The following is a 25,493-nucleotide window of genomic DNA, read 5'->3' on the forward strand; positions in this document are numbered from 1 at the left end:
TGTTACTCCGCCATCAGGTCGACGTCTTCGCCGCCAACAATGCGTTTGTGCAGGTCCATGTCGATATTGCACCCCGTCGTCAGCACGACCGTGCGGCCGGGATTGTCGACCAGACCGGCACGCAGGGCGGCAATGCCCACGGCACCGGCACCTTCGACGACCTGTTGGTCATCATGGTAGGCGGCCCTGATTCCGTCGGCGATCTGGGCTTCGTTGACCAGAACGAAATCGTCGGTCAGATCGCCGCACATATCAAACGTGTACTGGTTGTTTTCACCAATGCCGCCGCCGAGGCTGTCGGCCAGTGTCGGCAATTCCTTGACCGATGTCGGTTTGCCTTCCTGAAGGCTTGTGATCATCGCACAGCCACGTTCCATGGTAATGCCAACAACCCGGATCATCGGATTGACCGATTTGGCGACCAGCGCCACACCGGCCAGCAACCCGCCGCCGGACAGCGGGACCAGCAAGGTATCCACGTCGGGAAGGGCTTCGACGATTTCAAGGCCAAGGGTGCCTTGGCCGGCAATGACATCAGCATGGTCAAAGGGCGGCAACATGATCATGCCATCCTGTTCGACCAACCGGTCGACTTCGTGTTGGGCTTCGTCCTGTGACTGGCCAGTGATGCGGACTTCGGCACCGAGTGCCCGGATGCCATCGACCTTGTTTTGCGGCACCAGTTCGGACATGCAAATGATCGATCGCACCCCGGCATTGCGCGCGGCAAAGGCCAGTGCACGGCCATAGTTGCCTGTTGATACGCCAACGACACCCTTGGCCTTTTCCTCGTCATTCAGGCGCAGCACAGCGTTGGCGGCACCGCGCAGCTTGAAGCTGCCGGTATATTGTTGTTGTTCGCATTTCAGCCAGACCGGGCTTCCGATACGGTCAGACAGGGCGGCGGACGGGCGCAAGGGTGTGTGGATCACATGACCCGCAATGGTTTTGCGGGCAGAAAGAACATCAACAAATGTGATGGGGTCTTTCATGGGACCTCGACTTGGTTCGTTGGTTGCGGGGCATGATCAAACAGGGTTCCGAACCCTGTGATCGGATTTTTGTACCCAATCAGGTTCAAGGCATGCCAGATCAGGGCCTGATTGCTGGTGATGACCGGTTTCTTAAGACGACTTTCGGCCTCGGCAATGATTTCGGCAGACCGGATCGCGGTGCAGGAAATAAACACCGCATCGGCATCAGGCGTGTCGACCTTGAGCGCACCTTCCAGCAGCGCCTTGGGCGGCAGGGCGGTCATATCAAAGTCGTTATCAAGACCAAAACCCATCACACGGGTAACATCAAACCCACGTTCGTGAAAACCGTCGGCAACCGATTGGGTTACATCGGCAAGATAGGGGGTCAGGATGGCAATTTTTTGCGCACCGACCGCACGCAGGGCCAATTCACTCGCCAGAAGCGGATTGGTGACCTTGGTCCCCGGCATGCCTTGATTGATCAGTTCGGCGATTTTGTCCGAACCGGTCACAGCGGTGCCCGATGTGCAGCCGAAAATGGCAACATCAACGCCATATCCCGGCAACAGCGTTTTGGCTGCGCGTGGCAGGTCGGCCGCCATCGATTGCAGGTTTGCGACCGTGACCGGGTTGGCGTTTTCGATGCGCGTGGTGAACAGGCGCACGTCGCCCGGCAGGATGGCGCGCAGGTCATCCTCGCTATTAAAGTCGGTTGCCAGCGTGATCAGGCCAATCCGCCCTGCCGGTCCGACCGGATCAGGGGAATAGGGCACGTCTGCCGGCTCTGGCGTAACCGCACGGGATACGGAAATCATCCTGAACTCCAGAAGCGGGTCGTCCCGATTTTATCAGGACGACCCAGTTTCAAATTTTCAAATATGCTTCCGGTCGCAGCCGGAATTTACGGGCCAGAACTTGATCAGCGGAAGGCAAGCTCTGGCAGGAAGAGTGCGATCTGCGGAACAAAGATCAAGATCACGGCCGCAAGCAGCAGCATGATGATGAAGGGCGGTGTTCCACTGATCACCTCGGCATAGGGTCGCCTGAAGATTGCGATGGCTGTAAAGATGTCACACCCGAATGGTGGTGTGGCAGAGCCAATGGCAACCTGAAGTGTGACCAGCGTACCGACAAGCACCGGATCCAGACCAGCCGCATTGACAAGCGGCATGAAGATCGGGGTCAGGACCAGAATGACAACAATCGGGTCAACGAACATGCAGCCAATGAAGAAGGCAATGCAGATCGCGGCCAGAATGACATAGGAGTTCGCCCCTTCAAGCCCCAATGCGCCAATCACGTGTTGCGGGATCTGGGCAAAGGAAATCACGAACGAGAATGTCGTGCCTGCACCGACCAGAATGAACACGACCGCTGTGATCAGACCGGTTGAACGCGCAATCGCCAGCAACTCGGACCATTTGACCGACTTGAAGATCAGCACTTCAAGGATGATGGCATAGACCACGGCAACAGCCGCAACCTCGGTCGGGCTGACCCAGCCCAGATAAATGCCGCCGACGATCAGAACCGGGAACATGATGGCGGGGCCAGCATTGATCACGGCCTTGCCGCGTTCAGCCCAGGTCATGCGCGGGATGGTCGGGATGTCGTTCTTTTTAGCGTAGTACATGCAGTACAGCGAGAACATGATCAGAATGAGAATGCCCGGGCCGATACCGGCCAGGAACAGTTCACCGATCGAAACCTTGCCCACCACGCCAAAGACGATCATGCCGATCGATGGCGGGATCAGAAACGCGATGTCACTGGCATTGATGATCAGCGCCATGGCGAATTTGTCTTCGTAGCCGGCCTTGAGCATCTTGGGACGCAGCGGACCACCCATGGCCACCACAGTCGCCTGGGTCGAGCCCGATACCGCGCCAAACATGGTGCAACCAAGGGCTGTGGTAACCGCAAGGCCGCCGCGCACATGGCCGACAAAGGTCATGGCGAGGTCAATCAGCCGGTTGGCCGTATGCCCCTTTGTCACGATATCGGCGGCAAAGATAAACATCGGTACCGCGATCAGGGCGACCGGCGAGATGCCCGTGACCATCTGCTGAATCAGAATGCGTTCGGGAATGGGCATGTAAAACATGAATGCAACGACACTGGCGGTTGCCAGCGGCACCATCATCGGGAAGCCCAACACCAGAAGCCCGAGCATCACCAGAAGGATTGTTGTTCCTAAATCCATTTTTCCATTCCCCCTTACAGATGATGCTCGTCGGCGTCGTCAAACGTATCCTCGACCTGATAGGACAGGTGCGTCCCCGGTTTGAGGATGTTGGTCAGTGCGGCCAGAACAAACTGGATGCCGGTTACGCACAGGCCAAACGGCACGATCAGAACGGTCAGGTAATAGGGGATGCGCAATGCCGGGGTCAGCCGGTTCGATGTGATCAGCGACGAAACATAATCAATCGAATACCAGGCCAGAAGGAACAGCAAAGAGGCCGTACCAAGCGTAATGAAGATCATCATGACCTTGCTGGCGCGCGGGCCGAGCATATCGGTAAAGGCCGACATGCGGATATGGCGCCCCATGCGGGCGGCCTCGCTGATGCCGACAAATGTCACAAGAATGATCAGAAACTGATTGAGCTCTTCGGAAAAGAAGATGCTCGAACTGAACCCCAGGCGCATGATCACATTGGCGACGGTGTTCACCGCCATGATGATGATGCTCCATCCGAGGAGCTGTCGTTCGACGACGGACAAGCCGTGGTCGAGTTTTCTTAAAATCCCCAACGCCCCGCCACTCGGAGCGGGGGCCTCCCCGTTTGCACCTGACATAGAACCTCCTTGATGCGTGTGCGAGACATTTTTGTGGAACGCTGTGTGCGGATGTTGGTTCCCTCCCACACGGATTGTCGTTCGCTTCACGCCGGTTCAGTCAGAATAAAAACGCTTTGTGATGGTTCAATCAGATTTTTGTCATGACACAAAATCAATACATCACGTCGAAGGCGTGAACGCCGGGCATCTGATCCATGGTATGGCGAATTTGGATCAGGGCATGCTGAACCGTTGGCGTATCAGGAGCACCGCCAAGACAGATCCGCATGGCGTTTGGCCGGGGCACCTTGACGGTCATGAACGGGTCGGAAATCGTGACAGCTACGCCGTTTTTGCGCAGTTCGGAGGCAAACCATTCTTCCTGCCAATGTTCGGGAATGCGCACCCAGGCCGACAGTGATGTCGGGTGATGGCGCACAACCGCATCGCCGAGAATATCGGCCACCAGTGCCTGGCGTTCGCGCATCAGGGCGCGTTGGACGGTGACCGCCTGATCGACCGTGCCATCGGCAATCCAGCGTGCGCCGATCTCTGCCATCAATGGAGTCCCCATCCATCCGGTGACGCGCAAAACGCTGCTGGCACGAATCGACAAATGCGCCGGGACAGCCAGAAAGCCGGTTCGAAGGCCCGGCATAACTGCCTTGGTCAGGCTCGAGACATGAAAGCCAAGCTTGGGCAGGAAGCTTGTGATTGGCGGCAGGTTCTCTTCGAGCAGCGGGCGATAAACATCGTCCTCGATGACGTAGACGCCGTAATGTTCGGCAATTTCGGCGATGCGTTTGCGCCGCTCCAACCCCATCAGGCAGTTGGTCGGATTGGTAAAGATCGGGGTGACGACAAGGGCCCGGATTTGGCGCGTGCGGCATTCTTGCTCAAACGCATCGGGCAGGATGCCCTCATCATCAGTCGGCAATGCGCCCAGCTTGAAGCGCAGGATGCTGGCCGAGCCAATCACACCATGATCGGTCAGGCTTTCGGTCAGGACGACGTCATCGGGCTGAATGACGGTGGAAAGGGCGGTAAAGACGCCCTGTGCCGCGCCATTGGTAATCAGCAGGTTGGGGATTTCAACATCGACCCCCATGCCGGAAAGCCAGTTGCGCCCGATGTCGCGGTGATAATCAAACCCGGCAACCGGCCGGCAACTTTCCATCCAGCCGTGGTGGGGTTCTTCGGCCAGTTTGGCGTGCATCTGGCGTGACAGGTCATTGTGAAAATCGGTATAGGCCGCACGCACGATTGAAAGATCAACCAGATCGGGTTGGCGACTATCGAGGATAAAGGACGATGCCCGGTCGGTCAGGCGGGCCTGCACAAAGGTGCCGCGACGCCGTTCGGACCGCAAATAGCCCTGGCGTTCGACTTCCTTGTAGGCGGCACTGACGGTCTGGACGCTGACTTTCAGGCGATAGGCCAGTTCACGGTGTGTTGGCATGCGGACATCGTGGCGCAATCTGCCTGATTCAATATCGGTAATGATTGCTTCGACCAGTGCCTTGTATTTCGGGCCTGTTTCGCCGCTGAGGTCGATGTCAGGTAACCACATGATTGTTTTTCCACCCTGATGTTTTCGCGACCCTAACATGACAGGCGGGTTCTGTGTAGGTGTTCGGACTAATTTGTCATGAGACAAAACTAACATTGACCTGATGCAGGAACATTTCAAAACTTTGGGCGTTCATCACAGTGATGTTGAAATTAAGCGTTCCGATCCGAGTGCCTTCATAAGCGTTGGCGCCGATCGTTGAGCGCGATAACACGGGAGACTTCGATATGAGTCTGAACAAACTCCTTAAAGCGACCCTATCGGCGGCTGCACTGTTTGCCGTCGCAGGGACCGCTGCCCACGCCGAGGAATGGAAATTCGCCCACGAAGAAAGCCCGGGTGATGTTCAGGACCTTTACGCTCAGGAATTCAAACGCCTGGTCGAAGAAAAGACCGATGGCGACGTAAATGTGACCATTTACACCTATGGCCAGCTTGGCACCGAGAACGACATTACCGAGTTGACCGCAGCCGGTGCTGTTCAGTTCTCGAACGCATCGCCGGGTCATCTGGGGACATTCGTTCCGGAAATTCAGGTCTTTGGCGTTCCCTACCTGCTGTCGCAGGATAACGAGGTGAACAAGAAGGTTCTGTCTTCGAGCCCGACCATTTACGAAGGTCTGTCCAAGGACTTCGAGTCCAAGGGGCTGAAGCTTTATACCATGTACCCGGAAGGCGAAATGGTCTGGACCACCAAGAAACCGGTCGAAAAACCGGCTGATTTCGATGGTGTGAAATTCCGTGTCATGACCTCGCCGATCCTGATCGAAACTTATGAATCTTTCGGTGCTGATCCGGTCGCCCTGCCGTGGGGTGAAGTTTATTCCGGTCTTCAGACCAGCGTGATTGACGCACAGGTCAACCCGATCTTCTTCGTTGAAAGTGCGAAATTCTACGAAGTGACCGACCATCTGATCTATGCCGGTCAGCAGCAATACACCACCACCGTGGTTTCAAACGCGGCGTTCTATGACGGCCTGTCGGATGAACGCAAAGAGATGCTGGCGGAAGTAAAGGCCGAACTGGATGACTTCATCTATGAAGCCCAGAAAAAGGCTAATGACGAAGCCCTTGCACGCATCAAGGAAGCCAAGCCGGAAATCGAAGTGATCCGTCTTAATGACGAACAGCGTTCGGTCTTCAAGGAAGCTTCCAAAGGCGTTGGCGCAAGCCTTGTTGAGGAAGTCGGTGGTGACACCGAAGAAGTACTGAACTCGCTTCGTGAAGAGTTTGGTACCGACATGTAATCGGGCCTTCCCGATTTCATAAGATATCGCAAACCCCCGCAGGCACTGCTTGCGGGGGTTTTTGTTTGTCTTGAATGGTCGGTCGGTGATCCCGGTGATGCTCACAACATCAGCGTTTCTGCGTCTCATACGTGCCCTTTCCGATAAGCGGACTGTGGTGATGAAACTGACGTGAAAGGAACTGGCTGTGAATATGCTCAACCTGCTTCAAACTGTCCGTGACGCGATCTTCCCGGCGATTATGTTTGCCGTGATGGCGCTTGGTACGCTTGTGTCGTCGCCAAAGGCGGAAGTTTACAATCCCAATGGCGTGCCGATCTCGTCGAGCGAATGGGCCGAAACATCCCCGGACTCAGCCAAGGTGACGGTAAAGGATGCGCTGAGTAATTCTGGGAATGCCACGGTTGTTGCCGGTGTGACCAATGCGGGTGCGGCACCTTATCTGAACCTGTTTGGTTCTGATGGTGCCGGTTCGATCTGGTGGCCGTCGGCAGATGGCGGCAATGCCGAGATCCAACTTCAAATCAGAAATGCATCGGGCAGCGTCACCGCTGCTTGTACGGTGACTTCCAAGAAAGATACTGCCGGGAAGTTTGCGACGACCTGTCAGTAACCAAAGGTTTGCGCCCGGTGGCAGTGAGATCGTGGCAGTGAGATCATCGTTGCTCGGACATAAAATAGGGGCCGGTCATGGGCCCGGCCCCTGTGCACCGCCGCGTCGGGAAGAAGGTTTGACGCGGAGGGTATTTCTGATGTCGCAGTGATATCAGGCTGGCTTATTTGCCAGCAGCAACTTCGTCTGCGACCGCATCAACAGCCTGTTTGGCGATGTCGATGACCTTGTCGACTTCGGCCTTGGTGATGCAAAGCGGCGGGGCGAAGCCAAGGATGTCACCGTGCGGCATGGCGCGCGCAATCATGCCACGTTCCAGGCAGGCGGCCGAAACGCGCGGACCGATTTTCGCATTCGGATCGAAGCGTTCCTTCTTGGTTTTATCCGCGACAAACTCAAGAGCGGCCATCAGGCCAACGCCACGGGCTTCGCCAACCAGCGGATGGTTGTCAAAGGTTTCATGCAGGCGTTTCTGGAAGTAACCACCGGTTTCCGCCGAATTGCCTGTCAGGTTTTCACCATCGACAATATCAAGGTTTGCGTTGGCCGCAGCCGCACAGACCGGATGGGCGGAATAGGTCCAGCCATGGCCGATCGGGCCCATCTGGTCGGAACCCTGTTCCAGCACTTTCCAGACGCGTTCGCCAATGATCACACCTGACAGCGGCAGGTAACCCGACGACACACCCTTGGCGATCGTGATCAGGTCCGGCGTGATGCCATAGTGAAGCGATCCGAAGTAAGACCCGGTACGGCCAAAGGCGGTCACAACTTCGTCGGCGACGAGCAGAACATCATATTTGTTCAGAACGGCCTGGATGGCCTCCCAGTAGCCTTCTGGCGGGGTGATGATGCCGCCCGTGCCCATGACCGGCTCGCCGATGAAGGCAGCAACGGTTTCCGGACCTTCGCGCAGGATCATTTTTTCCAGATCATTGGCACAGCGTTTGGCAAATTCTGCTTCGGTTTCGCCGGCCTCTGCGTTCCAGTAATGGTGCGGGCAGGTGGTGTGCAGAATGGGCGCACGCGGAAGATCAAATGCGTTGTGGAAGGCAGCAAGGCCGGTCAGGCTGCCGGTCATGATGCCCGAGCCGTGATAGCCACGCCAACGCGAGATGATTTTCTTTTTCTGCGGCAGGCCGCGGATGTTGTTGTAGTACCAGATCAGCTTGATGTTGGTTTCGTTGGCATCCGATCCGGACATGCCGTAATAGACGCGCTGCATGCCTTCGGGCGCGCTTTTGATAATACGGTCCGACAGACGAATGACCGGCTCGTTCCCGTGCCCGACATAGGTGTGGTAGTAGGCCAGTTCCTTTGCCTGCGCATAGATCGCATCGGCAATTTCGGTGCGGCCATAACCGACGTTTACACAATACAGACCGGCGAACGCATCAAGACTTTCACGGCCTTCGGTGTCGTGGATATAGATGCCCTTGCCGCCATTGATGATGCGGTTGGGGGTTTCACCGGCGGCGTGCTGACGCATGTGGGTCGAGGGGTGCATGAAATGCGCCCGATCCATTTCCTGCAGATCAGCAGTGGTGTTTTTGATGACATTCATTTGAATTCTCCCATGTGAATGCGGTTGATGTCTTTTGCGCGCACCAAGGTTGAAACCTAGGCTTTGTAAGCAGCGCAGACGTATTTCAGTTCGGTAAATTCTTCGAGGCCATGGCGCGATCCTTCTCGGCCAAGGCCAGATTGTTTGACGCCGCCAAACGGGATCGGTGCACCGGTGATTTTCACGCAGTTCAGCGCAACCATGCCGTATTCAAGGGCGTTCGAAACACGTGCGGCACGGTCGTTGTCCTTGGTCAGCAGATAGGCGGCAAGGCCGTATTCGCTGTCATTGGCCTTGGCGACGACTTCGTCCTCGGTATCAAACGCCATGACCGGGGCCACCGGACCAAAGGTCTCTTCGGAAAAGATTTTCATCTCGTCGGTGACATCGGCAAGCAGGGTCGGGGCAAAGAACAGCCCGCCCATTTTCTTGCCACCGGTGACAACACGGGCACCTTTGGCGCGCGCATCGGCGACATGTTCTTCGCATTTGGCAACTGCGCGGTCATGCATCAGCGGACCGATTTCGACATATTCCTCGATGCCGTTGCCAACCCGCAGATCGGCGATGGCCTTGGCGTACTTATCAAGGAAGTCGTCATAGATGTCGCGCTGAACAAAGATGCGGTTGGCCGCCAGGCAGTCCTGACCACTGGTGGCGAATTTGGCGTTCACCGCGTGGGCGACTGCCTCGTCCAGATCGACATCATCAAAGACGATGAACGGGGCATGACCGCCGAGTTCCATCGACATTTTCTTGATCGTCTGGGCACCTTGCGACAGCAGAAGACGGCCAACCTCGGTCGAGCCGGTAAAGGATAGTGCTCGGACATCGTGATGGCCGCAAAGCTCGCCCACGACCGGGTTCGGATCGCCGGTGACGATGTTAAACACACCGGCCGGGATGCCGGCACGTTCGGCCAGTTCAGCCAGTGCAGTTGCCGAAAACGGCGTTTCGGTGGCCGGACGGACGATCATGGTGCAACCAGCGGCCAAGGCCGCGGCGGCCTTACGCGTGATCATCGCACACGGGAAGTTCCATGGTGTGACCGCAGCGGTGACGCCGATCGGCTCACGCTTGATGGTCATGTTGCGGCCGGGCAGGTGGGATGTGATGTTTTCGACATTCACCCGTTTGGCTTCTTCGGCGTAAAATTCGATGAAGCTTGCGGCGTAATCAATCTCGCCGCGGGCTTCGTTGATCGGCTTGCCCTGTTCAAGGGTCATCAGAAGAGCCAGGTCTTCCTTGTTTTCAATCAGAAGATCATGCCAGCGCCGCAAAGCGGCACTGCGTTCCTGGGGCAGAAGGGCCGCCCATGCCGGGAAAGCTTCCCGGGCAGCCGCGATGGCCTTACGGGTTTCGTGAACGCCCATGTTCGGAACGGTGCCGATGAAGCTGCCATCGAACGGGTTGGTGACTTCGATCACCTGAAGGTTGTCAGCCGAGCACCAGCGACCATCAATATAGGCATGTTCGCGCAGCAAACGCAGATCGGAAAGCTGGCTGAGCGAAACGCAACGCTGTTCCTTTGATTGTGCCGTCATGGTGGCCTCCTTCCTTAAGCTTGGCGCGGTTTGCGCGAAGCATGTCATTGAACTGAGAGGAAGGTATCAACAGGCGATCAGAGGAGGTGACCGAACTCGGCGCCATTTGATGCGTTTTTTTTGGCGCGGAGTGGCAAAAAGCGAATGTTTTTTCTGCTGAGCGCCAAAACGCGCAGAAAATCAGTCTTCTGACTGATCCAGATATTTGCGCATTTCGCGTTTCTGGCGGCGCTTTTCAATGAGGGTTCGGATGATGATGGCGGCAAAAAACAAGATCACGACGCTTGTCGTCATCGGGAAGGCGACCGGGATGCCGATAACAAAGGCCAGTGCGCCGATAACACTGCCGCCAACAAGGGCGAAAAAGCCGCCCAGCATGATGATGCCAAGCAATACGGCAAGAAAAATGGAGGCGATTTTGTTCATAAGGCGCAGTTCATAAGGTCAGGCAAAAGAAGGATGGACGGAGCCTCCCCCTTACCGGGGAGCTCCGTCCGTTCGTTTTGTCAGTTCTTGTCGTTGTTGCGGTTGGTCAGCTGTTTGGTGGTTTGATCAAGCCGTTGGGCAAGAACACGGATCAACTGATTGGAAACAGCCTGGTCCTGTCGAACAAGGCCGAGGAATTCGGTCTTGTCGAGTTTCAGAACCGTCATGTCTTCGACCGCGCGGATGGTTGCCGAACGCGGTGCATCGACAAGCAGGGCGATTTCGCCAATGACTTCCTTGGCATGAACGTCACGCAGTTTGAGTGTCTGGTGTTCATCGGTGGTCAGCCAGATTTCACCGCGCCCGGAAATGACGATAAAGGCGGCATCACCCGGATCGCCCTGTTTGACGAGAACCTCGCCATGTTTGAAGGTCAGGCGCGGGCTGGTAAAGGCCAGCAGCTTGACGACACTGGGGTCGAGGCCGGCGAACAGCGGGATCGTGCGCAGCAACCGGACTTCCTGATCGATGTCGCCTGCGGCCAGTGCGGCTGCGGCTTCGTCTTCGGTTTCTTCGGTTGTTGTTTCACTGTCATCGGCAACGCTTTTGCGTTTGACCAGCTTTCCGTTCGACATATAGAGCAAGGTATCGAACTTTTCACCGGCATGATCATCATCATCGACCCAAACCAGACTGGTATGGTCACTTTCACCCGTCAGGTAGTTGATGATGCTTTCGCGGGTTTCGCGGTCCAGCGCCGAAAGACCTTCGTCGACGACCAGAAGATCCGGGTTCTTGATCAGCGCACGGACAAGGGCGATTTTCTGACGCAATGTCTGGGACATGCGGCTGCCGCCAACGCCGACCTGGCTTTCAAGGCCAAGGGATACCAATCCTTCGTAAAGACCGCCTTCGTGGGCGATTTCAAACAGGACCTCGCCAACGCGTTCCTCGGAATTTGCACGGCCATAGGCAAAGCGACCAAACAGCAAGTTATCAAGGATCGGTGCGGCCGATGCGTAGCCATCCGCCTCGAAGAAGTCGATATAGCCTGCCAGATCATCGGGCATGTTTTCGCGGAACTTGGGTCGGGCCTGAAGAACAAGTTCGCGGAAATCATCATCGATCACGCGCAGGCGGTGGCGGGCCGGGGTCAGTTGCATGGCAACGTCGAGAAGACGCAACTGGTCTTCTTTGCGCATGTCATCGACACGCACACCGTCGGTGCGTTTCAGGATGTTCTTGACCTCGGGCATTTCATCGGCCGAGACAAAACTGTATCGGTCAAAGAATTCATGCCCCGGCGGTAGGCCGGTAAACAGTTCGATCATCAGATCAAGCGTTTCACGCCCCATCTTGATCATCTTTTCATACAGGCCGCTTTCTCGCAGGCTTTTCTGGATATAGGGATGAGACAGGAAGTCCATCCGCTTGAATTCGGTGCGTGATGGCGTCCCGAACAGGATGTTCACGCCGACCGGCGCGTTATCATTGTATTTGTCGAAATCATACGGTTCGACAAGGTCGGACAGCTGACGTTCGGCCAGAATTTCCTTAAGGCGCGGACGGACATCGAGTACCGATTGAACAAGGTTCGGGCGTTCTTCGGGGCTGATCCGGCGCAACAGACCAATGCGATAAATATCACGATCAAGGCCGACCACCTCAAGCAGGCGCATCAGTTCCTTTTGCATGTCTTCGCGCGATTCAAATCCCGGTCCGACATAATCGATCCACTCGGCAGACGGATCATAGGGGATGTTGCCCGACATCTGGATCTCGTCATACATTTCGCGCGTCAGCTTCCAGGGCAGGTCGGCTGGATCGGCAAGTTCGACGACATCGACAAATTTGGGATCGGGATAGGCTTTGGCGTCCGCATCACTATCAGGTGCGGGATTGTCGTTATCCTGTTCCAGAAGGACGGGCCGGTGTTTCAGGCCATAGAACAGGTTATCGGAAATACTGCCATTAAACAGATACGCATCCGCCCCGACATAGGCCAGACGTTGCCCGACCACCGCAGCCGGAAGGGTGGTGGCATCAAAATCGGCAAACTGAATGCGCCCGCCGGTCGGGGTCATGATGTGGGCAATCAGACGGGCAAGTTGTGATTTGCCACTGTCTGATGCGCCGGTCAAAAGGGCCTTGCCCGGCAATCCCATGTTAAAGGAAACATTTTCGACAACACGGGTGCCGTCCTCGTCCGTCCATGACAGGGCACTGACATCGAGCGGGCCGGCCAGTTTTGGCGAAACCGGTGCAATCAGTTCGTGTTCCGGTGCAAGATCAGGCAGTTCGAACTGTTCGTGCAGTTGTTCGTATTTGATGTTGGCATCGGCAAGGCGTTGATAATAGGCGAGAAGCTCTTTCCACGGTGCCGACATATCCTTGTAGGCTGCAAGGGCCGCGACCAGCGCACCAAAGCTCAGATCCCCGGTAATCACCAGATAGCCACCGATGGAATAGAAGAAGAACGGGGTGATCTGGGCGATGAAGTTGTTCAGGAACTTGATGAAGAATTTGCGGAAATAGATTTCCTTGCGGATCTCGAAAATCCGGCCCAGACGCTGGGTGAAGTGGGTCAGTTCGAACCCTTGCGTTTCGTTTGCGCGGATATCGGTCGCACCACCAACCGTCTCGCCGATATGTTCGGACATGCGGCGCACGTTTTGAACGCGCTGTTTGCCAAGCAGGTTCACGCGGCGTTGCAGTTTCGGGATCAGATAACCCTGCAACGGATAAAACGCGATCGCTGCCAGCCCCATCAAAGGGTCCTGAATAAAGATAAAGGCCGAAATCGTGATCAGAATGCCGCCCTGATATAGCGGCAGGGCATAGGCCTCGCCAAAGAAGCCGCCCAACGGTTCGGCCTCGGCGGTGATCATGGAAACGATTTCGCCCTGACTGGTCTTGCGGAAATGCGGCAGCGGAAAACGCAGAACACGATCAAAAAGCTCGTAGCGCATGCGACGCAGCATGCGTTCTGCCATCACGCCCTGATAGACGTTGATGAAGTATTTGAAGCCGCCATTAACGAAGACGAGGGCCAGAAAAATGCCCGAGAGGGCGAAAAGATACTCGATCTGGGTCAGATCGACGCCAAGGATGTCATAGGGCGCACCGGCACCACCGATGGCCTCGTTGACGATCTGCTTGGGCAGATCAAGCGAGTAATAAAGAAACGGGAAAGAGGCCAGCGTGACCAATGTCAGCATGATCTGCTGGAGGCGGCTATGACGCCATATATAGGCAAAAACCGATTTGGGCATTCGCACGTCCCGTTTTGTGGTTGTGGAACATTTTTGTTCCGTTTGCTCGTTTTTATAGTTGGGCAGGGTCAGGACCCTAATGTGCAGGTTATGCGCCGGTTGTCTGATCAACCAAGATCAAAACTTTGTTCCGGTTCAATGAACCCGCAGAAACCGTCCGCCACGGCGTCGGGTTTATCATAAGCCTGATAGTGATAGAGCCACATCTTCGCCTTGATCTCGGCAGGCAGGGTCACAAGTTGGTCGTAATGGGCATGGACCCCGGAATGACGGGGGCCGAGTTCGCAATCCTGAAAGATGATGTCGGCCTTTTTGTAGAACGGCATATGATCTTCGGGATTGAAGATCGCATCTGTTGTCAGGAAGAAGGACTTGTTCTGGCCGTGACCGAACAGGGCATAGGAATACATCGTGCTTTCCGGTGTCACGACATGCGCAACCGGGATGACATCGAAATGCATGCCATGCCAGTCAAAACCGTTCTTGGTGGAAAGTGGGACCACATCGAAATAGGATGACAGTTTGCTGTTGCCGTGATCGCTGATTTCAAGGCCGCCGCGCAAAGAGTGTTCCCACAGCGGTTCAAGCAGTTCGTCGACCGCAAACAGTTCCGCCCGGTGACCTTCGAAGACGAAATAATTGGCAAGCGCCATCCATTCGAGCCCACCGATATGGTCCGAATGCAGATGGCTGACATAGACACCATGAATGTCGTTTGGCATATGACCAATGTTGCGCAGCGAATGGCGCGCGTCTGAACCGCAGTCAATCAGCAGGCGCTGTGGTTGGTCATTGCCCGACGGGGTCGTTTCCAGAACCATGTTGCTCTGAAAATTGTCAGCGGCCATACAAAAGGCCGATCCTGTCCCCGCAAACGTTAGCTTCATTCCCCGATCTCCCGATATTTGTCGAAAGATTAGACGAGGTTCGGGGCGTTTAACCACCCCCTTTTTATGAGTAACCGCTCAATTTTCCCGGCAAGCCTGGCCTGACCGACGGTTCAGGATGGTGTCGATGTCTTGTTTTGATCGGATGGGACGTCTTGTGGATGGTCGTTCCGGGCGCTGGCAAGTTTGCTCATTTCACTACGCAGAGCGCGCAGTTCGGTCATGATTTCCTGATGATCGAGTTCGATCACATCGCGTGTCTGGGTTTCTTCAACATCGACATGTGTCGACATCGCATCAACCACAATCGCGATAAACAGGTTCAGGACGGCAAATGTCGTTACCAGAATGAACGGCACGAAGAAAAGCCAGGCCAGCGGATAAGACTCCATCACCGGGCGGACAATACCCATCGACCAGCTTTCCAGCGTCATGATCTGGAACAGCGAATAAAGTGATTCGCCAATAGTGCCAAACCAGTCGGGGAAGCCTTCGCCAAACAGCTTGGTCGCCATCACGGCCGAGACATAAAACACCAGCGACAGCAGTGTCAGGACGGAAATCATGCCGGGGATGGCGCGCATCAGGGCTTCGACCACCTTGCGCATGGAGGGCACGGTCGAAATCAGGCGGAAGGCACGCAGGATACGCAGCGCACGCAGGACCGAGACGCCCTGGCCTGCCGGCATCAGGGTGATGGCAACAATCGTGAAATCAAAGACATTCCAAGCGCGCTTGAAAAAGGCCAGCCGATAGAGCGCAAGTTTCATCACCAGTTCGATGACAAAAATCGCCACCGCCACCTGATCGAGCACATGCAACACCGACCCCGCCGCATTCATCACGGTCGGGGAAGTTTCAAGCCCGAGGATGATGGCGTTAATCGCAATGACGGCGGTGATGAAGTTTTGAAAGCGATTGGATTCAACAATCCGGCGAAGAAAATTCATGGTGCCTCCCGACCAGGCCGGAAAAGGGCGCTTCATTTTGCCGGATATAACCGACGGACAGACTGCGCCGGAAAATGACAACAGGGCGCAGCATCATTGATGATGGTCTGCGCCCTGAATGGAAAATCAGTTCAGGCCCTTGCGGCCCATTTCAAGGAACTTGTCACGACGGCGCGCCTTGAGCACGCCACCTTCGACGTCGTCCATGCTTTCAAGTGCCTTGATGATCGCTTTGCCAACCCGTTTGCAGGCTTCCTTGGCATCGCGCTGTGCGCCACCAAGCGGCTCTGGCACGATTTCGTCAATCACGCCAAGCTGCAACAGATCCTGTGCGGTAAGACGGAGCGCCTCGGCGGCGGTTTTGGCTTCGTCGCCAGAACGCCACAGAATGGATGCGCAACCTTCTGGCGAAATCACCGAATAGATCGAGTTTTCAAGCATCAGAACATTGTTGGCAACCGCAAGCGCAATCGCACCACCCGATCCACCTTCGCCGATGATGACCGATACCAGCGGCACCTTGATATCAAGGCAGGCTTCGATCGAACGTGCGATGGCTTCGGACTGGCCACGCGCCTCGGCATCGGCACCCGGGAAGGCACCGGCAGTATCAACAAGGGTGACAACCGGGATGTTGAAACGCTCAGCCATGCGCATCAGGCGGATTGCCTTGCGATAGCCTTCGGGACGGGCGGAACCGAAATTGTGTTTCACACGGGTTTCGGTATCGCGGCCTTTTTCATGGCCGATCACCATCACCGTGCGGCCCTGCAAACGACCGAAACCACCGATGATTGCGGCGTCTTCGCCAAACTGGCGGTCACCGGAAAGCGGGGTGAAATCGTCAAACAGGTTGGCGATATAGTCGGTGAAATGCGGACGATCAGGATGGCGCGCCACCTGGGTTTTCTGCCAGGGGGTCAGCTTGCCATAGGTGCCTTGCAAAAGCTTGGTCAGCTTTTCCTGCAGGCGGGAAACCTCGTCTGCGATGTTGACTTCGTCACTGCCCGTCAAATGACGGAGCTCTTCGATCTTGCCTTCAAGTTCGGCGATCGGCTTTTCAAAATCGAGGAAGTTATGCATCAGGGCATCATATCCGACTGGGAAACAATGGGGCGGAACATAGTATATCGACCCGCCACGTCAAGGGCGGAGCTATGAACAGTCCATATTTTCCGTTTACGTAATAATTATGGCGTAGTGTTCATACATTCATTACGCCCGACAGTTTGCACGTGGAACCCCATGACGTCCAGTATCGAGATCACACACATCAACGCCCCGGACGACGTTTCGTTCGAGCGGCTTGTTGAAATTCTTTTGGCAGCCTTTGCCTTTCAGGACGATATTGTCGATCCGCCGAGTTCGGCCAAATCGGTTTCGGTTTCCGAACTGCAATGGCGCTTTGCCCGCGACACGCTGTTCGTCGCCCGGGATGGCAGTGGCAACATCATCGGCCAAATCTGGATCGAGGATGTCGGAAAGGACGCCTATCTTTACAAGCTTTCGGTTGACCCGGCGGTCAAGGGGGCTGGTATCGGCAAGGCGTTGGTCGAGGCCGCCTGCGCGTTTGCGCGTGATCGCGGCAAGCAGCATATGCGGCTTAGTGTTCGGATCGAACTTGAAGACAATATCGCGTTCTTCACATCACGCGGGTTTGCGATTGCCGGCGAAGGCGTCCATGAGGGATATGACAGAACGACATTCTGGAAAATGGCGCGCGATTTGCAGCAAATCTGATCAGGCGGGTTCACTTTCGGGCATCGGGCGTTTTGACATCGCATAATACGGAACGTGGGTTTCGCCCCAGTCCTTTAAGGCCAGAATAATGCCGCGCAGCGTTTCACCCTTTTGGGTCAGGCTGTATTCAACGCGCGGCGGGACTTCGGCGTAAACTTCACGATGCACCAAGCCGTCGGTTTCAAGTTCGCGGAGCTGGCGGGTCAGCATGCGCTGGGTGACGCCGGGCATCAGACGGCGCAGCTCGTTAAAGCGTTTCGTGCCATCAAGCAGATGGAACATCACAACGCCTTTCCACTTGCCACCAATCATATCAAGCGCACCTTCAACCGGGCAGCCGGGGCTTCTGTTGGGTGGGCAGCTATTCATCATTAACCTCCAAATCAGCAAGACCGGTTCAGGGAACGTGCCTGTAATGCCCGGAAATTCACAATAGTATACAAATTGATACTATATGCTGAAATTGTGCGTACTTATTTCAAAGAGGATTATGCGTTAAAACTTGGCCATTCACAAATCAAACCTTTGATGGAAGGAAATGCCAAAGATGAAAGCCATTGGTATTTATAAATCTGCCCCGGTCGAAACCGACGGCCTGTTCACCCAGATCGAAACCGATGCTCCGGTTGCCGAGGGTCGCGATATCCTTGTGCGGGTAAAGGGCGTTGCGGTGAACCCGGTCGATTTCAAAGTCCGCAAGGGCAAGCAGGATGACGGTGCCTTCAAGGTGCTTGGTTGGGATGCAGCCGGTGTGGTCGAGGCTGTTGGCGAAGACGTCACCCTGTTCCGTCCGGGCGATGAAGTCTGGTATGCCGGGGATGTGACCCGTTCGGGTTCCAATGCCCAGTTGCAACTTGTTGATGAACGCATTGTCGCGCCCAAGCCGAAGTCACTTGATTTCGCCGCCGCCGCAGCCCTGCCATTGACGACGATTACCGCCTGGGAAGCGATGTTTGATCGCCTTATGATTGATCGCAAGGCGGTTGACGCCAATGCAAACAAAACGATCCTGATCATTGGCGGGGCTGGTGGCGTTGGATCAATTGCCATTCAGTTGGCCAAGCTTGCCGGTCTGAAAGTCATCACGACCGCATCGCGCCCGGAAACCATTGCGTGGGTCAAAAAGCTTGGCGCGGATCAGGTGATCAACCATCGTAATCCGCTGGATGAAGAACTGGCTGCGATTGATGTTGCCAATGTTGATTACATTTTCTGCACGTCGGAAACCGATCAGTATTTTGATGTGATGGCGACTGTTATCGCGCCGCAGGGCCGGATCGTGACGATCACCGAGGCACAGGAAAATCACAATGTGGATCTTCTGAAAGCCAAGTCGGCGAGCTTTTCCTACGAGTTCATGTTTACCCGTTCGATGTTCCAGACGGCGGACATGATTGAACAGCACAAGCTTCTGACGACGGTGGCCCAGTTGGTTGATGAGGGTACCATTACCAATACGGCGAATGAGAGCTTTGGCGCGCTGTCGCCGGAAAGCCTGCAGAAAGCGCATGCGTTGCTTGAAAGTGGCAAGGGCATTGGCAAGATCATCTTTGACGGTATTGCCGACTGATCGAAGTGCCTTGAGATAACAGGCATCAGAATTACGGGCCGATCCGCGTGAATGTCGCGGGTCGGCCTTTTTTATTGTGGGTTCAGGCCCTAGTCGGCGGAGGCATCTGCGATCAATGCTGTGATCTGATCCCGGAGCCAGCGATACAGGGGATGGGTGGTGGTGCGGTCATGCCAGATCAGCGCCATGTCAAAACCGGTAACTGGCATCGGGGGATCAAATATCTGGATCTGACCGGTGCGACCGCGGGCAACCCGCCTGGGCACAAGGGCGATCATATCGCTGCGTGCGACGATTTCGGGGACAACAAGAAAGCCCGGTGCAGACAGGGCCACATTGCGTTTGCGTGCAAGTGCCGCAAGGGCATCATCCGCTGGCCCCTTAAAGCCGCCGCCTTCGGGGGACACCACGACATGGTCAAGTGCGCAAAAGCTATCAAGATCAAGTGGCTCGTTGATTGCCGGATGATCGCATCTGGCGATTGCGACATATTCCTCGCGATAGATTTTGCGCATCCGAAGCGTTTCTGGCGCGGTTTCAGGCGTTGAAAGTGCAAGGCTGACATCACCGCGCGCCATCTGGGTATCAAGCATGGACGTGTTGATCGTGCGCCAGGCGACCTTGATCCCCGGCGCATCACGCCGCAAAACTTCAAGAAGCGGCATCAGGATCGCGTATTGCACATAGTCACTGGCGGCAATGGCGATGGTGGCGGTGATTGTTGATGGATCAAACGGACTGTTTTCCGCAACGACCCGGCGAACAGCTTCCAGTGCCTGATGCAGCGGTTCTTGCAGTTCAAGTGCCCGTTCGGTGGGGATCATGCCGCGCTGTGCGGGCAGCAATAACGGATCGCCCAGCAAATCACGCAGGCGGGTCAGCCGGGTTGAAATCGCCGGCTGACTTAGGTTCAGGCGCCTTGCAGCATGCGTGACATTGCGTTCGGCCAGCAGCGTGTCGAGTGTCACCAGCAGGTTCAGATCAAGCTTGCTGATATCTGTCATATTTATACCAGATCAAAAGTTATTGAATTTCAAAGATAGCAGAACATCAGGCCATGATCACGCATCGAACGTGATCCCCTTTGGAAAGGACGGCCCAATGTCGAATGTCTTGATTGTCCATGCCCATCCCGAACCCGCATCCCTGACCAGCGCATTAAAGGATGTTGCGGTTGAAACGCTGCGTGCTGACGGCCATGCCGTGCAGGTTTCTGATCTTTATGCCATGGGATGGAAGCCGCTGGCTGATGCGCACGATTTCACCGAACGTCGCAATCCTGATCGGCTGATCTATGTGGCAGAGTCCAAAAATGCCTATGCATCCGGCTTTCAGACGGCGGATATCGCCGCCGAACAGGATAAGCTTCTGTGGGCGGATGCAGTGTTGTTCAGCTTTCCGATGTGGTGGTTTGGCATGCCCGCCATCTTGAAAGGCTGGTTTGATCGGGTGTTTGCCTATGGCTTTGCCTATGGTGTGGGCGAACATAGTGAGACGCACTGGGGCGATCGCTATGGCGAGGGCACCCTTGCTGGACGCCGCGCGATGCTGATTGTGCCGATTGGCGGACATTTGCCGCATTACAGTGACCGAGGCGTTAATGGCAGCATCGATGATGTGTTGTGGCCGATCCAGCATGGTGCGCTTTTCTATCCCGGTATGGACGTTATGCCGCCATTCCCGGTTTACAGCACCGATCGCATGGATGAGGACGGCTGGGCAGAAATCGAGACCGCGTTCAAGCAACGCCTTGCCGGTCTGTTCACCGATGATCCAATCCCGTACCGCACCCAAAATGGTGGCCACTATGATGGCAAGCAGCGCCTGAAACCGGAACTCGGTGGTGGGTCGGATGGCATCAACATGCATCTGGTGCGTGAAGGCGATCCCCAGGAAGTCCTGCACGGGCAGGTCAGGCAATCACGCCGACTGGCATCCTAGATAATAGTGAAAAGGGCCGGGGAAAATTCCGGCCCTTTTGATGTGATCTGTATATGAGGCGGTTAACCCGCATCGCGTGCGGCGATGGCTTCGGCCTGCCGGACCATGACCTCGGCCTGTTTGATGGATGCGATGTCAATCAGGCGACCATCAAGGGCGACGGCACCGGCCCCTTCGGACTGGGCCTTTTCCATCGCTTCGAGGATGCGTTTTGCCTTGGTGACTTCGGCATCAGAAGGTGAATAGACCTCGTTGGCGAGGGTGATCTGGCTTGGGTGGATCGCCCATTTACCTTCGCAGCCCAGAACCATGGCGCGTGCGGCTTGCGCGCGATAGCCGTCCGGATCGGAGAAATCCCCAAACGGACCATCAATCGGGCGCAGGCCATTGGCGCGGGCCGCAACCACCATGCGGGCAATGGCGTAATGCCACATGTCACCCCAGTGATAATCGCGCGGATTATCGCCATCCTTGTCGGTCAGAACGCCATAATGCGGGTTCGGGCCGCCAATGCCGGTTGTCATCGCCTTGGTCGAGGCGGCGTAATCGGCGACACCGAAATGCAGACTTTCATTGCGCGGGGAGCCCGCGGCAATTTTATGGATGTTTTGCATGCCAAGCGCGGTTTCAATGATCAGCTCGAACCCGATGCGCTTTTTGCGGCCCTTGGCCGTTTCGATCTGGGTTGCCATCATATCAAGGGCATAGACGTCGGCAGCGGTTCCGACCTTCGGGATCATGATCAGGTCAAGCCGGTCACCGGCCTGTTCGAGAACATCGACGACGTCACGATACATATAATGGGTATCAAGACCGTTGATGCGCACCGACAGGACCTTGTCGCCCCAGTCGATATCGTTGATGGCCTCGATGATGTTTTTGCGCGCCTGTTCCTTGTCACTGGGCGCAACGGCGTCTTCCAGATCAAGGAAAATGGCATCGGCCTTGGATTTTGCGGCCTTTTCAAACAGTTCGATCCGGCTGCCGGGAACGGCAAGTTCGGACCGGTTCAGGCGTGCCGGGGCCGGGGTCGGTGTGGTGAAGCTCATGGTAACGTTTCTCCAGAACCTGTCATTTCAATCAGTGCGTCGCAGGCGATGGATCATCAATTGATCATCGCGCGAAGCATGTGGCGTATTCTTGCGTCCCGTTTTCGGGATCGTACCGTGGCCGCCGTGACAGTTATGTGGCCTGCGATCATTGTGCGTCGCAGTAAACCTGTGGGTAATTTAGGGTGCGGATGCGAATGCTGGCAAGTTTTAAAACACTTATGTCTCTAGTGCTTTTGGCGCACGCGACCCGTAAATCAGAAAAACTCGAGATAAGCCGGATAAAGCAATAGCCCCTTAACCGGACTGTCGTTAGATTACCGGCGATACCGGGAACGCCATCGGTTGCGGGCCCTTAGACCCCATCAGCAGGTAGTATCGAACGCCCCATGCGTCGCGCTTATTCCATTGTTGTTTCTGCCGGACTGGCACCTGCGCTCATTCTGGGTGCGTGCCTGGTGCTGGCCGTTTCACCGACACTGGTGCCAGCCGAGCTTTCCGGATTGGTGCGATATGGGCCGTTCTTGCTTGCCGTGCTGGGCGGGGCGATTGGCTGGTGGTTTAACCGCGGGCGCGCGGTTTTTGTCATGTTGCTGCTGCTGGTTTGCTACTGGCTTTTGGTGGGTAACGGGGCCGGCATTTCGGCCGAGGGGCTGGCGTTCTTGCGGGTCGCGACACTTTATCTGATCCCGATCAATCTGCTTTTGCTGGGCTTTACGGCCGAACGCGGCGTTTTGAACCCGCGGGGCATTGCCCGGATGCTGGTTCTGGGATTGCAGATCTTTGTCATGCTGATGCTGGCCGGCCAACCCGATGTCGGGTCAGCCCTGCATCGCGTGCTTGATACGCGCTTTTTTGTCAGTACCGGTATTTTGGGCGCAATGCCCCATCCGGCGATGATCATATCCGTCATCTCGGTGATCTTGCTTCTGATTCGGCACAAGCCGCTTGAAACCAGCTTTGCGGCCGCGATCATCGCCATTGATGTGGCAACGGTGATGGGCACCGGCATTATTCAATATGGATATCTGGCAGCAACCGGCGTGGTTCTGGCGGGGCTTGCGCAGGAAGCCTGGCGGATGGCATTCGTTGATGATCTGACCGGATTGCCGGGGCGGCGTGCCCTTGGTCATGCGATGGCGGAACTTGGCAATCAATATGCGATCGCGATGCTTGATGTTGATCACTTCAAGAAGTTCAACGACACCTATGGCCATGATGTTGGCGATATCGTTTTGAAAAAGGTCGCGCGGGAGCTTGCGCGCGTCGGCGGAGGTGGCAAGGCATACCGTTATGGCGGCGAAGAATTTGCCGTGCTGTTTGCCGGACGCAGTGCCGAGCGGGCAGCAGAGCCGCTTGATGCGCTTCGCAAACGGATTGCAGAGAACAAGATCACTCCGCCGGAAAAATCAAAATCCGTTTCCGTCACCATTTCAGTTGGTGTGTGCGAACGCGATGAAGACACCACCGACCCGTGGGCGGTCCTTAAAAGTGCGGACCAGAAGCTTTATCAGGCTAAGCAATCCGGCCGTAATCGCGTGGTGATTTAAAGTTCGTCAAATTTGAAGACAAGACGCATCGAGCCCGCCGTGTTGGCGAGGGTCGCCAGACAGTTGGCGGCGCGTTCCGGCGGAATGGCGACGGCAAAGCGCAGGGTATAAATCCGCGCATCCTTTTCATCGGTTGCCGATGCCCCCAGACGGACGATGTTGGCGTTATATTCGATAAAGATTTCCGACAGGCGTGCGATCAGGCCCGGCTGATCAATCCCCGAACATTCGATCAGATGGGTCGCACCCGGCGCGGTTGTCATTTCCGGGGCGGCGGCAATGGCTTCGACCATGATGTCGGCATTGCCAAGGGACAGTCCGCGCAGCACAGCCTCGCATTCGGATATCGGGCATTCGTCGGGAAGTTCGCAACTGGTTTCAAACTTCGCGACATCGCCGTCGAGCGAAAAGGAGGTTGGGCCAAGGTTTGTGCCGATATCAAACAGTCGTCCGGTGATATCGGAAATCAAACCGACGCGGTCATCGCAGGAAATGGTGATCCGGGTGTTGGCATTCATTGGTGCGCTCCGTCCTAGGTCCCTTATCGGGCTTTGCCCTTGTGATCAGCTGACCATAACACCGCAGCGATACAAGATGCAGTGATTTTGTCGACCGGATGGCTACGCGCCAAGGGTGTAATACGTTGTGCAAAGGTGATTGGATGCGCCTTTGTTATCACAATCATATGATTGAACTGATACGCGATGATGGGCCGTATGCCTTCCTGTGACAGCAACAATTCGACGTTGAAATTCCACGTTGGTTAACAGGAGATAGGACCATGTCTGCGATCAAATCGTCTCTCATTGCCGTTGCGACCGCTGCCAGCCTGACCTTTGGTGCAATGTCCGCCAAAGCAGCTGACATCGTTGATACCGCCGTTGCCGCCGGTTCGTTCAACACGCTTGTAGCGGCCGTGCAGGCGGCCGGACTTGTCGATACGCTTAAAGGCGAAGGTCCGTTTACGGTCTTTGCACCGACCGACGAAGCCTTTGCCAAACTGCCGGCAGGCACCGTTGAAGACCTTCTTAAGCCGGAGAACAAGGACAAGCTTGTTTCCATCCTGACCTATCATGTGGTGCCGGGCAAAGTGATGTCGGGTGACATCGCAGGCAAGGAAATGATGGTTGCCAGTGTCCAGGGTGACAGCATTGATGTGAATGCCATGAATGGTGTCATGGTCGATGAAGCCACTGTGGTCAATGCCGATATCGAGGCTGACAACGGTGTTATTCACGTGATCGACACCGTGATCATGCCGGGCATGTAAGCCCGCACACATCGACATAAAATACCCGATATAAGATACGAAGCCCGGTGCAAATGTGTGCCGGGCTTTTTTTCTGCTGGGGCTTGTTTGCAGATTGTACGCCGGAACAAGCAAGCGCAAAGCAGGTGGGCGAAAGAACAAAGGCCCGACGCAGTAACGTCGGGCCTTTGACTGGCGCGCCCGGAAGGATTCGAACCTCCGGCCTTCTGATTCGTAGTCAGATGCTCTATCCAGCTGAGCTACGGGCGCTTTTACGCTTGTATAAATGGTAAAGGCCCGACGCGGTGACGTCGAGCCTTTCACTGGCGCGCCCGGAAGGATTCGAACCTCCGGCCTTCTGATTCGTAGTCAGATGCTCTATCCAGCTGAGCTACGGGCGCTTGCCTTAATTTCCGGCGGTTTGCAAAGGGCTGCTCCCCGTCGGCGGAGCGGAACTTATGCAAACGAGCATGCCATTGCAAGCAGTAAATTTGAATTTTTGCCATTTTTTCCGAAGGCGCGGTTTACCTGACTGCTACGCCCCTGTTTTGCCCGGCTTT

General features: G+C 55.8%; 23 protein-coding genes and 2 tRNA genes. 7 read left to right on the forward strand and 18 right to left on the reverse strand.

Annotation, left to right across the window (positions count from 1 at the left end; translation table 11 throughout):
* Positions 1-2: 2 nt before the first annotated feature.
* The 5 genes from eutB to AUQ41_RS04665 form a co-directional block, all read right to left on the reverse strand.
* A complete protein-coding gene (eutB, locus tag AUQ41_RS04645; protein ID WP_063086988.1) occupies positions 3-992 on the reverse strand; it encodes a hydroxyectoine utilization dehydratase EutB in 990 nt (329 codons plus the stop codon).
* On the reverse strand, positions 989-1,792 hold the full coding sequence (locus tag AUQ41_RS04650) for an Asp/Glu racemase (RefSeq protein WP_063086989.1): 804 nt from the start codon (positions 1,790-1,792) through the stop codon (positions 989-991). Before AUQ41_RS04650 ends, eutB begins: the two co-directional genes overlap by 4 nt.
* Before the next feature lie 104 nt (positions 1,793-1,896).
* The gene (locus AUQ41_RS04655; RefSeq protein WP_063086990.1) at positions 1,897-3,180 is read right to left on the reverse strand and encodes a TRAP transporter large permease; all 1,284 of its coding nucleotides are present in this window, start codon (positions 3,178-3,180) and stop codon (positions 1,897-1,899) included.
* A gap of 14 nt (positions 3,181-3,194) precedes the next feature.
* The gene (locus AUQ41_RS04660; RefSeq protein ID WP_051007605.1) at positions 3,195-3,779 is read right to left on the reverse strand and encodes a TRAP transporter small permease; all 585 of its coding nucleotides are present in this window, start codon (positions 3,777-3,779) and stop codon (positions 3,195-3,197) included.
* Positions 3,780-3,933: 154 nt separating this feature from the next.
* Complete coding sequence (locus AUQ41_RS04665; protein ID WP_008890041.1) at positions 3,934-5,331, reverse strand: PLP-dependent aminotransferase family protein; 1,398 nt, start codon at positions 5,329-5,331, stop codon at positions 3,934-3,936.
* 227 nt (positions 5,332-5,558) lie between these two features.
* Between AUQ41_RS04665 and dctP the strand changes: the two genes are divergently transcribed.
* Both dctP and AUQ41_RS04675 read left to right on the forward strand, forming a co-directional pair.
* Positions 5,559-6,578 carry a TRAP transporter substrate-binding protein DctP gene (gene dctP / locus AUQ41_RS04670; protein ID WP_008890042.1) on the forward strand — a complete coding sequence of 340 codons (1,020 nt, stop codon included), beginning with the start codon at positions 5,559-5,561 and terminating at the stop codon, positions 6,576-6,578.
* 187 nt (positions 6,579-6,765) lie between these two features.
* A complete protein-coding gene (locus AUQ41_RS04675; RefSeq protein WP_143588783.1) occupies positions 6,766-7,191 on the forward strand; it encodes a hypothetical protein in 426 nt (141 codons plus the stop codon).
* A gap of 163 nt (positions 7,192-7,354) precedes the next feature.
* On the opposite strand, the gene AUQ41_RS04680 is transcribed toward AUQ41_RS04675, so the two are convergent.
* The 7 genes from AUQ41_RS04680 to AUQ41_RS04710 all read right to left on the reverse strand — a co-directional run bounded on the left by AUQ41_RS04680 (position 7,355) and on the right by AUQ41_RS04710 (position 16,917).
* Positions 7,355-8,755, reverse strand: coding sequence for an aspartate aminotransferase family protein (locus AUQ41_RS04680; protein WP_063086992.1), 1,401 nt, complete (start codon positions 8,753-8,755; stop codon positions 7,355-7,357).
* A gap of 56 nt (positions 8,756-8,811) precedes the next feature.
* A complete protein-coding gene (locus AUQ41_RS04685; protein WP_063086993.1) occupies positions 8,812-10,299 on the reverse strand; it encodes an NAD-dependent succinate-semialdehyde dehydrogenase in 1,488 nt (495 codons plus the stop codon).
* A gap of 180 nt (positions 10,300-10,479) precedes the next feature.
* Positions 10,480-10,725: a hypothetical protein gene (locus AUQ41_RS04690; protein ID WP_063086994.1), complete on the reverse strand. Its 246-nt coding sequence runs from the start codon at positions 10,723-10,725 to the stop codon at positions 10,480-10,482.
* Positions 10,726-10,805: 80 nt separating this feature from the next.
* Positions 10,806-13,997, reverse strand: a complete 3,192-nt coding sequence (locus AUQ41_RS04695; protein WP_063086995.1) for an ABC transporter transmembrane domain-containing protein — start codon at positions 13,995-13,997, stop codon at positions 10,806-10,808.
* A 107-nt stretch (positions 13,998-14,104) separates the two neighbouring features.
* Positions 14,105-14,884, reverse strand: coding sequence for an MBL fold metallo-hydrolase (locus AUQ41_RS04700; RefSeq protein ID WP_040823107.1), 780 nt, complete (start codon positions 14,882-14,884; stop codon positions 14,105-14,107).
* Between the two features lie 113 nt (positions 14,885-14,997).
* Positions 14,998-15,834, reverse strand: a complete 837-nt coding sequence (locus AUQ41_RS04705) for an ion transporter (protein WP_063086996.1) — start codon at positions 15,832-15,834, stop codon at positions 14,998-15,000.
* A gap of 126 nt (positions 15,835-15,960) precedes the next feature.
* Entirely contained in the window at positions 15,961-16,917 is a 957-nt protein-coding gene (locus AUQ41_RS04710) for an acetyl-CoA carboxylase carboxyltransferase subunit alpha (RefSeq protein WP_008890050.1), read from the reverse strand.
* A gap of 162 nt (positions 16,918-17,079) precedes the next feature.
* Here AUQ41_RS04710 and AUQ41_RS04715 point away from each other — a divergent pair, with 162 nt between their 5' ends.
* Positions 17,080-17,574 (forward strand): N-acetyltransferase, encoded by a 495-nt coding sequence (locus AUQ41_RS04715; protein WP_063086997.1) that lies wholly within the window; start codon positions 17,080-17,082, stop codon positions 17,572-17,574.
* Here the strand turns inward: AUQ41_RS04715 and AUQ41_RS04720 are convergent, their stop codons facing one another.
* Positions 17,575-17,943, reverse strand: coding sequence for a helix-turn-helix domain-containing protein (locus tag AUQ41_RS04720; RefSeq protein WP_063087007.1), 369 nt, complete (start codon positions 17,941-17,943; stop codon positions 17,575-17,577).
* Between the two features lie 178 nt (positions 17,944-18,121).
* Between AUQ41_RS04720 and AUQ41_RS04725 the strand changes: the two genes are divergently transcribed.
* Positions 18,122-19,144, forward strand: a complete 1,023-nt coding sequence (locus AUQ41_RS04725; RefSeq protein ID WP_063086998.1) for a zinc-binding alcohol dehydrogenase family protein — start codon at positions 18,122-18,124, stop codon at positions 19,142-19,144.
* An 89-nt stretch (positions 19,145-19,233) separates the two neighbouring features.
* On the opposite strand, the gene AUQ41_RS04730 is transcribed toward AUQ41_RS04725, so the two are convergent.
* Positions 19,234-20,148 carry a LysR family transcriptional regulator gene (locus AUQ41_RS04730; protein ID WP_063086999.1) on the reverse strand — a complete coding sequence of 305 codons (915 nt, stop codon included), beginning with the start codon at positions 20,146-20,148 and terminating at the stop codon, positions 19,234-19,236.
* A 97-nt stretch (positions 20,149-20,245) separates the two neighbouring features.
* Between AUQ41_RS04730 and AUQ41_RS04735 the strand changes: the two genes are divergently transcribed.
* A complete protein-coding gene (locus tag AUQ41_RS04735) occupies positions 20,246-21,085 on the forward strand; it encodes an NAD(P)H-dependent oxidoreductase (RefSeq protein ID WP_063087000.1) in 840 nt (279 codons plus the stop codon).
* A gap of 62 nt (positions 21,086-21,147) precedes the next feature.
* On the opposite strand, the gene AUQ41_RS04740 is transcribed toward AUQ41_RS04735, so the two are convergent.
* Positions 21,148-22,134, reverse strand: coding sequence for a CoA ester lyase (locus AUQ41_RS04740; protein WP_063087001.1), 987 nt, complete (start codon positions 22,132-22,134; stop codon positions 21,148-21,150).
* A 389-nt stretch (positions 22,135-22,523) separates the two neighbouring features.
* Between AUQ41_RS04740 and AUQ41_RS04745 the strand changes: the two genes are divergently transcribed.
* Positions 22,524-23,684 carry a diguanylate cyclase gene (locus AUQ41_RS04745; protein WP_063087002.1) on the forward strand — a complete coding sequence of 387 codons (1,161 nt, stop codon included), beginning with the start codon at positions 22,524-22,526 and terminating at the stop codon, positions 23,682-23,684.
* Here the strand turns inward: AUQ41_RS04745 and AUQ41_RS04750 are convergent.
* Positions 23,681-24,202, reverse strand: coding sequence for a glycine cleavage system protein R (locus tag AUQ41_RS04750; protein ID WP_063087003.1), 522 nt, complete (start codon positions 24,200-24,202; stop codon positions 23,681-23,683). The genes AUQ41_RS04745 and AUQ41_RS04750 overlap by 4 nt on opposite strands.
* 263 nt (positions 24,203-24,465) lie before the next feature.
* Between AUQ41_RS04750 and AUQ41_RS04755 the strand changes: the two genes are divergently transcribed.
* Positions 24,466-24,954 (forward strand): fasciclin domain-containing protein, encoded by a 489-nt coding sequence (locus tag AUQ41_RS04755; protein WP_008890059.1) that lies wholly within the window; start codon positions 24,466-24,468, stop codon positions 24,952-24,954.
* 172 nt (positions 24,955-25,126) lie between these two features.
* On the opposite strand, the gene AUQ41_RS04760 is transcribed toward AUQ41_RS04755, so the two are convergent.
* A tRNA-Arg gene (locus AUQ41_RS04760) sits at positions 25,127-25,203 on the reverse strand.
* Positions 25,204-25,257: 54 nt separating this feature from the next.
* A tRNA-Arg gene (locus tag AUQ41_RS04765) sits at positions 25,258-25,334 on the reverse strand.
* Between the last annotated feature and the right edge of the window lie 159 nt (positions 25,335-25,493).

It is taken from the genome of Thalassospira sp. MCCC 1A02898 (assembly GCF_001618185.1).
Taxonomy (GTDB): domain Bacteria; phylum Pseudomonadota; class Alphaproteobacteria; order Rhodospirillales; family Thalassospiraceae; genus Thalassospira; species Thalassospira tepidiphila.